Raw genomic sequence first — 12,433 nt, 5'->3', positions numbered from 1 at the left:
CCCTCATCTGCCTCTTCGGTGCGGGCAGCATCGCAGGCAAGAAGTGGGAATGCGATAAGGGAGCCGTTGGCGGGCGGCTCCAAGTCGTACGATCCTCTCACCTCCCCTGCTTCGAAAACTCCTCGAAGGCCGCCTTGTAGTCCGGGTGCCAGCGCGACAGCGGCGGGCGGTTCTCGACGATGTCGCCGGCGGCCCAGAGGATGCGGCGCTCGTCGAGCGGGCGCGGCACGTCGTTGTCGGGACAGAGGATGTAGAAATCGCCGGCCTCCAGGTGCTGCACCATGAAGTCGACCGTCTGCTCCGGCGTCCAGGCGCCCGCCGGCTTCTCGGTGCGGCCGCCGGCGGCCAGCGGCGTGAAGACGAAGCCCGGGATGAGCAGATGCGCGTTGACCTGGCGGCCGGGCGTGTTGCGCAACTCGTGCTGCAGCGCCTCGGTAAAGGCCTTCACGCCAGTCTTGGAGACGTTGTAGGCCGGATCGCCCGGCGGCGTGGTGATGCCCTGTTTGGAACCGGTGTTGATGATGACGCCCGGACGGCCACGCGCGATCATGCCCGGCGCAAAGGCGTGGCTGCCGTGGATCACGCCCCAGAGATTGACGGCCAGAACCCGCTCCCACGCGCCCAGCGGTCCGAAGATCGCACTGCCCGGCTGGATGCCGGCATTGTTCATCAAGAGATCCGTGCCGCCGAAGCGATCCGTGACCATCTTCTCCAGAGCCATGAGATCATCCGGGCGGCTGACGTCAGTTTCCGAGGTCACGACATCGGCCCCGTCCTTGGCAACGGCAGCAATCTCGGCCCTGGCCGCCTCGAGCCGGTCAGCGCCGAGATCGGCGATGCAGACCGTCATGCCCAGCGCGGCGAATTTCTTCGCCGCCGCAAGACCTATTCCCGAGGCACCGCCTGTGATCACCGCGACGTTACCGGACGAGAGAACGGGGTGTGTCATGGCTTGATCCTCACCTCGGGGTTGATGGGCGGCTCGCTCTTCCTCCCAAGGATGCTGCCCAACCAAGGATGTTTCAAGCCTCGCTCCAAGCGGAGCTCGGGCTCACCCGTTCCCTCCCGCAGCCTTGCGCATCCGCTTTTCCAGCCCGCGCAGCGCCAGCGACAGCCCCACGGTCAGTATCAGGTAGATGTAGGCGACGATCGAATAGGTCTCGAAGAAGCGGAAGGATCCGGCTGCGGAGATCTTGCCCATCTGGGTGATGTCGGCCACCCCGAGCACAGAGACCAGCGAAGAGTCCTTCACCATCGCGACGAAGTCGTTGCCGAGCGGCGGCAGGATGGTGCGGATCGCCTGCGGGAAGACTATGAGGCGGAAGCGCTGGAAACGGGACAGGCCGAGCGCCTTCGCCGCCTCGATCTGGCCGGTCTCCACCGACTGAATGCCTGCCCGGAACACTTCGGCAATGAACGCGGAGTAGCCGATGGTCAGTGCCAGCACGGCCCTCCAGAGCAGAGAGACGTCGCGCACCAGCAACTCCTCGACCCAGCCCGCTTCGCGAAGCGGCGCCGCCACGAAATTCCAGAAGGCGACGAAGGCGGGAACGCCGGCAAAGGCGATCCAGAACAGGAGCACCAGGATCGGAACGCCGCGGATGATCTCGACATAAAAGCGCGCGACCTGGCGCAGCCAGATCGAGTTGGACAGTGCCATCAGGGCAATGCCGAGGCCGAGCGCGGAGGCGAGCGCGAAAGCCACGGCCGTCACGAAGATAGTGATGCCGATGCCTTGTGCGACGGTGGCGAAGATCTGCGCATAGAGGTCGCTGGCCGCGATCGCGAGCGCCGCGGCGACCGCCATGAACATGGCGGCCACGAGCCAGTAGGGGAACTCCTGTCCGCCTGGAGCAGGTGCGGGGGGATGCATTCTCAAAATGCCGGGCTGATCGAGACCCGCCTGTGAGGAGCCCTATGACGCCCCCCTCTGTCCTGCCGGACATCTCCCCAACGTGGGGGGAGATCAGCCGGCCGCCTGGACGGCGCCCCTCCTGCGACATTGACGATTTGCGAAAATCGCCGCGACAGCCAATCTCCCGCCGTTCGGGGGAGATGGCCCGCAGGCCAGAGGGGAGCGTGAAGAGGCGACATCATCGAAGGCAGTGGCTGCTAAGGCAGCCCTCACTGCGCCGGCTTGTAGTCCACGAACCACTTCTGCGTCAGCCGGTCGAGCGTCCCGTCGGCTTTCAGCGCAGCGATGCCAGCGTCGATCGGCGCAATCAGGTCGGAGCCCTTGGGGAAGATGAAGCCAAAATCCTCGGCCTGCAGCGGCTCGCCGATCAGCTTCAGCTTGCCGCCCGAGTTGGCGGACAGCGCGTTGCCTGCCGCACTGTCGGTGAGCACAAGATCGACGTCGCCGGCCTGTAGCGCCGCCACGGTCGCGGCAAAAGTCTCCATCAGCTTGATGCGCGGGTTCTGCTCGTTGCCGTCGAGAACCTCGTAAACGGCCACATAGAAGGGCGACGTACCGGCCTGCGCTCCGACGAGCAGCTTTTCGTCCGCGGCGAAGCCCTTGGCGTCTGTAAAACGGCTCTCGTCGCCACGCACCAGCATGAAGATCTCGGAGCGCATATAGGAATCGGAGAAATCGACCTTCTCCTTGCGGTCGTCGCGGATGGTGATGCCGGTCATGCCCATGTCGTATTGCTTGTCCGACACGGCCTGGATCATCGCGTCCCAGGAGGTGTTCTGGTACTCGACCGTGAAGTTGAGGCGCTTGGAAAGCTCCTCCATCGCGTCATACTCCCAGCCCGCAGGCTTGCCGGTCGCCTGATCCACGAACTGCAGCGGGAAATAGGCGTTCTCGGTGACGACCACGACCTTGCGCCCGCCGAGATCGGGGAGCGTCTGGGCGAATGCGGCGACAGGCACGAGCAGGACGGCCGCCAGCGCGGCCAGGACAAGTTTCAGACGGGTCATGACACTCTCCAGAGACGCGCCGGACGACATCCCCAAACCGGCGGAATTGGGCGACATTATCTGGCTGCGCTTATGATTCAAGCTGGATGCGTGGCGAGTCGAACAGGAATGCTGTCGTTCACCAGCGGTTTACGCCCACCGTGGTGGCGCTGAGAGCAGACGAAAGCCCAGCGCGCAGATGCGCCGCCCTCCCTACCGCCGCACCTCCAGCACGGTCCGGCGCGTGAGATGCGGGAGGAGTCGCAGCATCACCTGCCGCGTCACCGCCACGCATCCTTCCGTGGGGGTGAAGCCTAGCCGCGCCAGGTGGAAGAAGATGGCGCTGCCCCGTCCCGGCCGGCGCGGGCGGATGTTCCAGTCGAGCACGATGCAGAAATCGTAGAGACGGTCCTCGCGGCGCATGGTCTCATGGCTCGCTTCATAGGGCATCTTCACCGGCCGGTTGTAGTTGCGGTCGCCGGGCACCTCGCACCAGCCGAGATCGGCGCGGATGGGGCGCATTGGCAGACGCGTCCGCCCCGGCCGGCCATGATCGCCGCGGAAGTAGCCTTCGAGGAGACGCATCCGCGCCAGCGGCGTGGCGCCGTCGCCCTCGCGCTTGTCCGCCGAGATGCCGCCGCGCCCGAGCGCGCAGGGAAACACTGCCGAGCCGATCTGCATAATGCCCTGGGTGGGCACCCCGGGCTTTTGCCTTACGATGATACGTGTCAGTCCGGAACGCCCTTCCTGAAAGACACGCTTGTCCTTAGATATTTTGGAGTATGATCGCATTCGCCGACAAATCACCGCAAGTGCACCTGTTAGGGTGGGCAGGTTCTGCATCGGCGGGCGTCAGTCAACAAGAAACCGGAGGACCGGCCAATGACATCGCGCACCATCCTGATCGTCGACGATGATGATGACCTTCGCGCCACTCTTGTGGAGCAGCTTTCGCTCTACGAAGAGTTCGACGTTCTCGAAGAAGCGACTGCCGCGAAGGGCATCGCCGCTGTCCGGAACGGCATGATCGACCTCCTCATCATGGATGTCGGGCTGCCGGACATGGACGGCCGCGAAGCGGTGAAGCTGCTGCGGAAGGGCGGCTACAAGGCGCCCATCATCATGCTCACCGGCCACGACACCGATTCGGACACCATCCTGGGGCTGGAGGCCGGCGCGAACGACTATGTGACCAAGCCGTTCCGATTCGCCGTGCTGCTGGCCCGCATCAGGGCGCAGTTGCGCCAGCACGAGCAGAGCGAGGACGCGACGTTTTCGGTGGGACCCTATACGTTCAAGCCGAGCCAGAAGCTGCTTCTTGACCAGAAGGGCGCAAAGGTCCGCCTCACCGAGAAGGAAGCCTCGATCATCAAATATCTCTACAGGGCTGGGGAGAAGGTGGTCACCCGCGACGTGCTCCTGGAGGAGGTCTGGGGCTACAATTCCGGCGTCACCACGCACACGCTCGAGACGCACGTCTATCGTCTCCGTCAGAAGATCGAGCGCGATCCTTCCAATGCGGAGATTCTTGTGACAGAAAGCGGCGGCTACAAGCTGGTTCCCTGACTGGTGGAGGCGGGGGGCCGCCTCTAGGAGAGAGCCGGCCATCTGAGGGACCGGATGGCGCTCGACGACGACATTCGCATTCTATCTGGCGTGACACTGTTCGAGGGTTTCACGACCGAACAGTTGCGCCTGCTCGCCTTCGGCTCGGAACGGGTCGATCTGCCTGCCCAGCGTCGCCTGTTCCGCGAGGACGACGAAGCAGATTGCGCCTATGTCGTGGCGAGCGGGTCGATCGTGCTTTTCCGCGAAACCGATGCAGACCACACGCCGCTTGGTATCGCAGCGCCTGGGGCGATCGTCGGCGAGCTAGCCCTGATCGCCGACACACGCCGCCTCACCAGCGCCAAGGCGGGGGCCGATTCCGAGCTGATCCGGATAAAGCGGCAGATGTTCCGGCGCATGCTGGAGGAATATCCGGATACGGCGGTGATCCTCTTCGGCCGCATCCGCCAGCAGTTCCTGGAACTGGTCGAGGAGATCGAGCGGGTCGCTCCGCGCTTCGAGGAGTAGCGCCCCTCAACCGATGTCGAATCGCGCGATAACCGGCACGTGGTCGGACGGGCGCTCCCAGCCGCGCGCCTCGCGAAGGATGTCGTAGCCGCCAAAAGCCTGGAGCAGGTTCGGCGAGGACCAGACATGGTCCAGCCGGCGGCCCCGGTTGGAGGCGGCCCAGTCCTGCGCGCGGTAGCTCCACCACGTATAGAGCTTCTGCTCGTAGGGCACGTTGTGGCGCATGAGGTCGACCCAGGCGCCGGCCTTGCGCATCGCCTCGAAATTCTCGGTCTCGACGGGCGTGTGGCTGACCACGTTCAGGAGTTGCTTGTGCGACCAGACGTCGTGTTCCAGCGGGGCGATGTTCAGGTCGCCGACGAGGACGGATGCCGAACTGCTGTCATGCTCGGCGCGGATGGCGTTCATCTCGGCCACGAAGTCGAGCTTGTGCCGGAACTTCCAATTGATCTCCGGATCGGGCTCGTCGCCGCCAGCCGGGACATAGAAATTGTGCAGGAGGACTGAAGAGCCGCCGGCCGCCAGCCGAACGGAGATGTGGCGGCAGTCGTCCTTGTCGCAGAAGCGGCGGCGCTCGACCACTTCGAAGGGGCGCCGCGCGACCACCGCCACCCCGTGATAGCCCTTCTGGCCGCTGACGGCGACGTGCTCGTAGCCGAGCTTGCGGAAGGCAGCTTCAGGAAACAGGTTGTCCGGGCACTTCGTCTCCTGAAGGCAGAGCACGTCGGGCGCGTGCTCCGCGAGGAAGCGCTCGACCAGCGGCATGCGCAAGCGGACAGAGTTGATGTTCCAGGTAGCAATCGAAAGAGGCATGAAGGCGTCCGGAGGGAGGAACGCGCTATCTGGCAGGCAGACAGCTCAAGTGCAAGCCCGCCGGCCCGGACCTGGCCTGAACGGGCGCTCTCTCCCGCAGCGACGCCCTCTCGGCCACCCCCGCCTACCGATTGCGGTTCTTCTTGTTGAGCTCGATGTTCTTCTTGTAGTCGATCTTGAACAGGCTCTGGTCGAGCGCGACGTCCTTCTGGACATTGAACACCATCACGGTGGTGTCCTTGCCCTGCGCGTCCCTGATCGTCCACTGCCTCAGTTCGTAGGTCGACGGATCGAAGACCATGGTGATCTGGGCATCGCCGAACGCCGACTTGTCGACGAGTTGGATCACCGTCTGGTCGGCCTCCTCCTTGACGCTGCGAACGCGATTGCCGGAGAGGTCGATGCGCTCGGCAAGCAAAAGCTTCAGCGGGGTCTTCGACAGCGGGTAAAGATCCATCGTCTTCATCCGCTGGTTCTCGAGGATCACCGAATCCCCGTCGGAGATGACGCGGAAGCCCGACTTGCCGTCATAATTGAAGCGGATCTTGCCGGGGCGCTGGATGTAGAACTTGCCGCCCGTCTGGCGCCCGCGCGCGTCGAACTGCACGAACTCGCCGGACATGGTGCGGATCGACGCGAAATGGTTCGCGATCTTCTGGGCGGTCTCCATTGAGCCCGGGGCCGCGATCGACGGTGCAGCGCCCGTCAGCGCCAAAGTCGCCGCGACCGCAATGCTGGCGAACCGCCGCCGCGTCATCGTGAACCCGTTCGAGGCCCTGTTGGTCATCGTCGTTTTCCAGATCTTGTTGCCTTGGAATGCCGGTTAATGGGCTAGTTGGGCGTTAGTTTGGCGCTTGCAAGTGCGGCAATGTCACAGGGGCTGGGCGTACCCGATCGCCGCCCTCCCCTCACATATTGTCCTCCTCGGTTGGCACCAGGATCTCGCGCTTGCCCGCATGGTTGGCGGGGCCGACGATGCCTTCCTTCTCCATGCGTTCGATGATGGACGCCGCCCGGTTGTAGCCGATGCCGAGCCGACGCTGGATGTAGCTGGTCGAGGCCTTGCCGTCGCGCAGCACCACTGCCACCGCCTGGTCGTACGGATCCTCGGAATCCTCGAAATTGCCGCCGCCGGAACCGGAGGAACCGCCGCCGCGGGGGCCGTCGCCCTCGTCCTCGCCATCCTCGTCCTCGGTGATGGCGTCGAGATATTCCGGCACGCCCTGCAGCTTGAGGTGGTTGACGACCTTTTCGACCTCGTCGTCGGAGACGAACGGCCCGTGGACGCGCTGGATGCGGCCGCCGCCGGCCATGTAGAGCATGTCGCCCATGCCGAGCAGTTGCTCGGCGCCCTGCTCACCCAGGATGGTGCGGCTGTCGATCTTCGACGTGACCTGGAAGGAAATGCGGGTCGGGAAGTTGGCCTTGATCGTGCCGGTGATCACGTCCACCGACGGGCGCTGCGTTGCCATGATCACGTGGATGCCGGCGGCGCGGGCCATCTGCGCCAGGCGCTGCACCGCGCCTTCGATGTCCTTGCCGGCCACCATCATCAGGTCGGCCATCTCGTCGATGATGACGACGATGTAGGGCAGCGGCGCGAGGTCCATCTCCTCGGTCTCGTAGATCGCCTCGCCGGTCTCGCGGTCGAAGCCGGTCTGCACGGTGCGGGTGATGCGCTCGCCCTTCTTCTCGGCCTGCATGACGCGGGCGTTGAAGCCGTCGATGTTGCGCACGCCGACCTTCGACATCTTGCGGTAGCGGTCCTCCATTTCGCGGACCGTCCATTTGAGCGCCACGACCGCCTTCTTCGGATCCGTAACGACCGGCGTGAGTAGGTGCGGGATGCCGTCATAGACCGACAGTTCCAGCATCTTGGGGTCGATCATGATCAGCCGGCATTCCTGCGGGGTCATGCGGTAGAGCAGCGACAGGATCATGGTGTTGATGGCGACGGACTTGCCCGAGCCGGTGGTGCCGGCGACCAGCACGTGCGGCATCTTGGCGATGTCGACCACCACCGCCTCGCCATTGATCGTCTTGCCGAGCGCCAGCGCCAGCTTCGCCTTGGTCTGCTCGAAGTCCTGGCTGGCGAGGATCTCGCGAAGATAGACGGTTTCGCGCTTCGGGTTCGGCAGTTCGATGCCGATCGCATTGCGGCCCGGCACGACGGCGACACGGCAGGCGATCGCGCTCATCGAGCGGGCTATGTCGTCGGCAAGGCCGATGACGCGCGAAGATTTGATGCCGGGAGCCGGCTCGAGCTCGTAGAGGGTGACGACCGGGCCGGGGCGCACATGGATGATTTCGCCCTTCACGCCAAAGTCTTCCAGCACGCCTTCCAGCATGCGCGCGTTCTGCTCAAGCGCGTCCTTCGACAGGCTGGGATCGCGGCCGATGGTCTTGGGTTCGGCAAGGAAGTGCAGTGCCGGCATTTCGAAATCGTGGTCGCCGTCGTGCGACGGCGGAACGCGTCCAGAGCGGGCTGAAGGCACGGGGCGAGGCGCCGGCTCTTCCACGCGCTTCGACATGGTAGGCGCGACCGGCGCTCCCGACGGCAACGAGCGGTAGTGGCGGACTTCGGTCGGCCCGCGCTTGGAAGCGGGAACGAGCGGCTCTACATCGTCCAGGTCGAGATCGTCGTCCTCCAACTCGGGCTGCATTGCGGGAGCACGCTCGGCCACCATCGCCGCGAAGAACTCCGGTTCGACTCTCGCGCGGCCCGCCGAACTGACCCGTGCCTCCGCCCTTTCAGCGGTTTCGACGCGCTCCGCCGCCTCCCGCCAGCCGCGCGACGGCGCTGGCAGGTCGTATTCGTCTTCCCGTGCGATGCGGATGCCACCCAGTTTGCGGCGCACCAGGGCGCGGGCGGAAAGCCACCAATGTGCCAGCACGCCGAGCGCCAGAATGCCTTCGGCCTCTTCCTCGTCCTCGAAAATGTCATCGTCCAGGGCGTCGCGGCTCGGCCGGCTTTCCTCGGCCACCAACTCGCGCCGGAACAGCAGGCCGGAACCGAAGGCGGCGAGTCCCAACGCCGGAACGGCGAGCGCGGCCGCGATGCCCCATGCCACGGTTCCCTTAGGATAGCCGCCAATGACCAAAGCCGGAATCTTCAGCATCATGTCGCCGAAAACGCCCCCGAGGCCTGAAGGCAGAGGCCAAGTTTCGGGCGGGGTCACGCATCCCGCGATGCCGGCGGTGAGTAGCGACGCGCCGAACCAGGCGACGGCGCGGCGCACCTTCCTGTCTATGCGGCGTGCCGACAGGAACAGAATGCCCCAGATCACGGCCGGGGCGAGGACCGCCACAGCGGAAAGGCCGTAGAACTGCATCGCCAGATCGGCAAAGGCCGCGCCCGGAAAACCCATCGCATTGGTTACGGGGTTGTCGGTGGCATGACTGAGGCTCGGATCAGCGACGTTCCAGGTGCCGAGGCTCGCCAGCCCGAACGCCACCGCACCAAACACGCAGACGCCGATCAGTCGGCCGATCTGACGACGCAGAAACAGCGCGAATCCGGTTTCTGATTCGGAAAGCGCGAGCGGCGCAGCAGCCCCAGAACGCATCGGAAGTCCTTCGTCTCTAGCCTTGCGTAAGGCGCGGCGGACGCGCCCGCAGTTGGCGTGAGACTAGAAGGACAGGGTTAAAGGTGCTTTAACCATGCCGCTGCCCCAGCGAGAGTCTGATTTCCGCCCTTCCGACCTGGTTCATTCGGAGAGCTGTACCTTCCTCCCTCAAACGAAAGCGCCGAGCCCGACGGCCCGGCGCTCCAATTGCAACATCGTGTCGTCCGGCCTAGCGAACGATGTGCACGATGCGGCGCGAGTCCGGCTCGACCAGCACTTCCTGGCCGTTCACGTTCACATAGCGATAGTTGTAGTCCGGAATCTCGCGGACCTGCACGCTCGACGGGATCGTAGCGCCTACGACGACCTCACCGTCGAGGTAGACCGGGTCGAGGCGGTTGCTCGTGACATACTGGCGGACCTGCGCAGGCGGCTCGACCGCCTCGCCCATGGTGCCGCCGATCGTCGCGCCGGCAACGCCGCCGACAAGCGCGCCCACCGGACCGCCGGCGATGGCACCGGCAATCGCACCCGTCGTGCCGCCGGCCACAGCACCGGCCGAACCGCTGTCAGGCGCCTCCACGACCGCGATATTGGCGCTGGCCGGACGCTGGCTCACCACGACCTTCTGGCCGCCGCCGAAGTCGCCTGCGAGGTACTGCGAATAGACCCAGCCCTCGCCGACCGAGCACCATTTGCCATTGGCAAGGCAGCCCTTCAGAGTGGTCGCCTGGCCGGCAGCGAGCACGCCGACGACAGGATACTGGGACCCAGGACCGGCACGAACGTTGAGGTCGGTGGTGGCCTGAACGGCAGTCTGGGCAAGAGCGGTACCGCCGAGCGCAAGCGTCGCAGCCAAAGCGACTGGAATCGTGATATTCTTCATGTCTATCTCTCCGTGCGAATTCTTATGATCGTCCCGGCCAAGCAACGTGGAGAACATCGGCTGGTTCCGATTCACGCCGGCCTGATGATAACGATTTGTTACTAGGCTCACGTCGAGGAATGGCATTTGGCGCCCTCTCTTCGGCCAGGAGGGCTGTATGAGCTGCAGTGTTCTGCGGCCTTCGGTGGGATGACGAAGGAAAGAGGTCGGGAGGCCCCACCTAGCGATCTAACGCCTTGAAGTCGCATATGTCAGCAGCCTCCATTCGAGAAGATCCTCGAAGGGCCGCAATGAGGCTTTGTTTTCCGTCTACCGCCCGGCAACAGCTCCGTCGACGTGTGATTACCGACCAATGGCTCCGACTGGTCGGCGTCGCCTATCCTTGACCAGCGTCTTTAGGCGACGCCGATCGTGTCGGATCGACATATTCCAAGCCAAGCTGTCCCTTGCCACAAAATATACTTGATCGTAGGGAATTTCGCCGAAACTGGCAGGCGGCGCAGCGTTACACCGTACGTCGGCACCCCTATTCCAATCCGCCACGACCGAGACAGGCAACCAGGAGAACAGGATGGCATTGACTGCCAAGGCACTAGCATTTGCGATCACCGCCTCTGCTGCACTCGGCCTTTCCGCCTTTGGCGCTCAAGCCGCCAGTTGCGGCAACACCGGCGCGGGGTTCGAGGCCTGGAAGCAGGCGTTCGTGCAGGAAGCCGCCGCCCGCGGCGTCGGAGGCAAGGCCTTGTCGGCGCTGCAGGCCACCTCCTACGCCACAAAGACGATCCATGCCGATCGCAACCAGAAGAGCTTCAAGCTGTCGCTGGAGCAGTTCATGGCCAAGCGCGGCGCCAAGACGATCGCCTCCAAGGGCAAGAGCCTGAAGAAGTCTAATGCAGCGCTTTTTGCCCGCATCGAGCAGCGCTTTGGCGTCCCGGCAGGTCCGCTGATCGCCATCTGGGGCATGGAGACCGGCTTCGGCAGCTACATGGGAAATTCCAACATCCTCTCGGCGGTCGCCACGCTCGCCTATGACTGCCGCCGGTCGGAGTATTTCACCAACCAGTTGCATGCCGCCCTCAAGCTCGTCCACAACGGCTCGCTGCATTCCGGAGCCATCGGCGCCGCCCATGGCGAGGTCGGCCAGACGCAGTTTCTGCCGGTCAACGTCCTGAAATATGGCGTGGACGGCGACGGCAACGGCAGCATCGACTTGATCGGCTCCAGGGCCGACGCGCTGGCCTCGACCGCGAATTTCCTCCGCGGTCACGGCTGGACACCTGGCGCAGGCTATCAGCCGGGCGAGCCCAACTACGCTGCAATTCAAGGCTGGAATTCGGCCACGGTCTACCAGCAAGCGATCGCGATCATCGGCGCTGAAATCGACGGATGAGTCCGATTTCAAGCACGGCTTTCCAGCCGCCCAAAACGAACAAACGGCAGAGGCGAACCCTCTGCCGTTTGTATTTCAGGCGCATGAAACCGCACCTGATCGAGCGCTGGTATCCTTGATTGCGAGCGAATGGAAAGACGGAACTCCTCCGGCTTTCCGGCGTTTCCGGGCAGCCATCATGAGGGCCCGATGGAAGCGTTCGCTGCCGAGTTCAGCACGAGAACCTACACGGAATTTCCCGTCATCGTCGCACGCCTGCTTCTCGCCGTCGTGCTTGGCGCGGCCATAGGCTTCGAACGCGAGTGGCGACGCCGGCCGGCGGGACTGCGGACCCACATCCTCGTTTGCCTCGCAGCGGCCACCTTCACCATCCTTGCGATCGAGATCGTTCATTCTCCGATCTTCACCACGGCCGTCCCGAAGGATTATGTGCGAGTAGATCCGCTCCGCATCGTGGAAGCCGTTACCGCCGGTGTCGCCTTCCTTGCAGCCGGCGTGGTCATCTTCACGCGCGGCGAGGTGCATGGGCTGACAACCGGCGCCGGTATGTGGCTGGCGGGTGCTATCGGAGTCGCGACAGGTCTGGGGTTGTGGCAGATCTCGCTGCTTGCGACTTTTCTCGCCCTACTGGTACTCGGCCTGATGCAGACCATCGAATCGGCGCTTGGGCTGAGTCAAGTTCACAGGTTCCCACGGGAATCCAAGGACGGGAAAGCTGGCGCAGAGCGCGCAGTGTCGAACAAGCCCGCCGACTCCACCCATGTGGAACCGCACGACGCGCGCAGGGATTAGAGAGGGATA

General features: G+C 64.3%; 11 protein-coding genes and 2 pseudogenes. 4 read left to right on the top strand and 9 right to left on the bottom strand.

What is annotated here, in order from left to right; translation table 11 throughout:
- Positions 1-97 precede the first annotated feature (97 nt).
- The 4 genes from HUI96_RS03640 to HUI96_RS03625 all read right to left on the bottom strand — a co-directional run bounded on the left by HUI96_RS03640 (position 98) and on the right by HUI96_RS03625 (position 3,708).
- A complete protein-coding gene (locus HUI96_RS03640; RefSeq protein ID WP_188253290.1) occupies positions 98-949 on the bottom strand; it encodes an SDR family NAD(P)-dependent oxidoreductase in 852 nt (283 codons plus the stop codon).
- A 102-nt stretch (positions 950-1,051) separates the two neighbouring features.
- Positions 1,052-1,873 carry an amino acid ABC transporter permease gene (locus tag HUI96_RS03635; RefSeq protein WP_188253289.1) on the bottom strand — a complete coding sequence of 274 codons (822 nt, stop codon included), beginning with the start codon at positions 1,871-1,873 and terminating at the stop codon, positions 1,052-1,054.
- 251 nt (positions 1,874-2,124) lie between these two features.
- Positions 2,125-2,922: a transporter substrate-binding domain-containing protein gene (locus HUI96_RS03630; RefSeq protein WP_188253288.1), complete on the bottom strand. Its 798-nt coding sequence runs from the start codon at positions 2,920-2,922 to the stop codon at positions 2,125-2,127.
- Positions 2,923-3,114: 192 nt separating this feature from the next.
- A complete protein-coding gene (locus tag HUI96_RS03625) occupies positions 3,115-3,708 on the bottom strand; it encodes a L,D-transpeptidase family protein (protein WP_425299199.1) in 594 nt (197 codons plus the stop codon).
- Positions 3,709-3,783: 75 nt separating this feature from the next.
- Between HUI96_RS03625 and HUI96_RS03620 the strand changes: the two genes are divergently transcribed.
- Positions 3,784-4,467 carry a response regulator transcription factor gene (locus tag HUI96_RS03620; protein WP_188253286.1) on the top strand — a complete coding sequence of 228 codons (684 nt, stop codon included), beginning with the start codon at positions 3,784-3,786 and terminating at the stop codon, positions 4,465-4,467.
- Positions 4,468-4,521: 54 nt separating this feature from the next.
- Positions 4,522-4,977: a Crp/Fnr family transcriptional regulator gene (locus tag HUI96_RS03615; protein ID WP_188253285.1), complete on the top strand. Its 456-nt coding sequence runs from the start codon at positions 4,522-4,524 to the stop codon at positions 4,975-4,977.
- Between the two features lie 6 nt (positions 4,978-4,983).
- Here the strand turns inward: HUI96_RS03615 and HUI96_RS03610 are convergent, their stop codons facing one another.
- The 5 genes and pseudogenes from HUI96_RS03610 to HUI96_RS03595 form a co-directional block, all read right to left on the bottom strand.
- Positions 4,984-5,790 (bottom strand): exodeoxyribonuclease III, encoded by an 807-nt coding sequence (locus HUI96_RS03610; protein ID WP_188253284.1) that lies wholly within the window; start codon positions 5,788-5,790, stop codon positions 4,984-4,986.
- Between the two features lie 124 nt (positions 5,791-5,914).
- Entirely contained in the window at positions 5,915-6,577 is a 663-nt protein-coding gene (locus HUI96_RS03605) for an outer-membrane lipoprotein carrier protein LolA (protein ID WP_188253283.1), read from the bottom strand.
- A gap of 121 nt (positions 6,578-6,698) precedes the next feature.
- A pseudogene (locus HUI96_RS03600) lies at positions 6,699-8,576 on the bottom strand (DNA translocase FtsK); the annotation flags it as partial.
- A gap of 68 nt (positions 8,577-8,644) precedes the next feature.
- Positions 8,645-9,356, bottom strand: a pseudogene (locus tag HUI96_RS30225) (DNA translocase FtsK 4TM domain-containing protein); the annotation flags it as partial.
- Positions 9,357-9,585: 229 nt separating this feature from the next.
- Complete coding sequence (locus tag HUI96_RS03595; RefSeq protein ID WP_188253281.1) at positions 9,586-10,242, bottom strand: DUF1236 domain-containing protein; 657 nt, start codon at positions 10,240-10,242, stop codon at positions 9,586-9,588.
- Between the two features lie 571 nt (positions 10,243-10,813).
- Here HUI96_RS03595 and HUI96_RS03590 point away from each other — a divergent pair.
- Both HUI96_RS03590 and HUI96_RS03585 read left to right on the top strand, forming a co-directional pair.
- Positions 10,814-11,632: a lytic murein transglycosylase gene (locus HUI96_RS03590; RefSeq protein WP_188253280.1), complete on the top strand. Its 819-nt coding sequence runs from the start codon at positions 10,814-10,816 to the stop codon at positions 11,630-11,632.
- Between the two features lie 189 nt (positions 11,633-11,821).
- Complete coding sequence (locus HUI96_RS03585) at positions 11,822-12,424, top strand: MgtC/SapB family protein (protein ID WP_188253279.1); 603 nt, start codon at positions 11,822-11,824, stop codon at positions 12,422-12,424.
- Positions 12,425-12,433 lie beyond the last annotated feature (9 nt).

It is taken from the genome of Pseudaminobacter soli (ex Zhang et al. 2022) (assembly GCF_014595955.1).
Taxonomy (GTDB): Bacteria; Pseudomonadota; Alphaproteobacteria; order Rhizobiales; family Rhizobiaceae; genus Kumtagia; species Kumtagia pseudosoli.
Note: the sequence above shows the minus strand (reverse complement) of the source record. Positions and strands in the feature narration are given on the sequence as shown.

Bases quoted from the DNA above. Each gene is read 5' to 3' on its own strand.
- HUI96_RS03630 (WP_188253288.1), bottom strand. From the start codon at position 2,922: ATGACCCGTCTGAAACTTGTCCTGGCCGCGCTGGCGGCCGTCCTGCTC.
- HUI96_RS03635 (WP_188253289.1), bottom strand. From the start codon at position 1,873: ATGCATCCCCCCGCACCTGCTCCAGGCGGACAGGAGTTCCCCTACTGG.
- HUI96_RS03585 (WP_188253279.1), top strand. From the start codon at position 11,822: ATGGAAGCGTTCGCTGCCGAGTTCAGCACGAGAACCTACACGGAATTT.
- HUI96_RS03605 (WP_188253283.1), bottom strand. From the start codon at position 6,577: ATGACCAACAGGGCCTCGAACGGGTTCACGATGACGCGGCGGCGGTTC.
- HUI96_RS03615 (WP_188253285.1), top strand. From the start codon at position 4,522: ATGGCGCTCGACGACGACATTCGCATTCTATCTGGCGTGACACTGTTC.
- HUI96_RS03595 (WP_188253281.1), bottom strand. From the start codon at position 10,242: ATGAAGAATATCACGATTCCAGTCGCTTTGGCTGCGACGCTTGCGCTC.
- HUI96_RS03640 (WP_188253290.1), bottom strand. From the start codon at position 949: ATGACACACCCCGTTCTCTCGTCCGGTAACGTCGCGGTGATCACAGGC.
- HUI96_RS03610 (WP_188253284.1), bottom strand. From the start codon at position 5,790: ATGCCTCTTTCGATTGCTACCTGGAACATCAACTCTGTCCGCTTGCGC.
- HUI96_RS03590 (WP_188253280.1), top strand. From the start codon at position 10,814: ATGGCATTGACTGCCAAGGCACTAGCATTTGCGATCACCGCCTCTGCT.
- HUI96_RS03620 (WP_188253286.1), top strand. From the start codon at position 3,784: ATGACATCGCGCACCATCCTGATCGTCGACGATGATGATGACCTTCGC.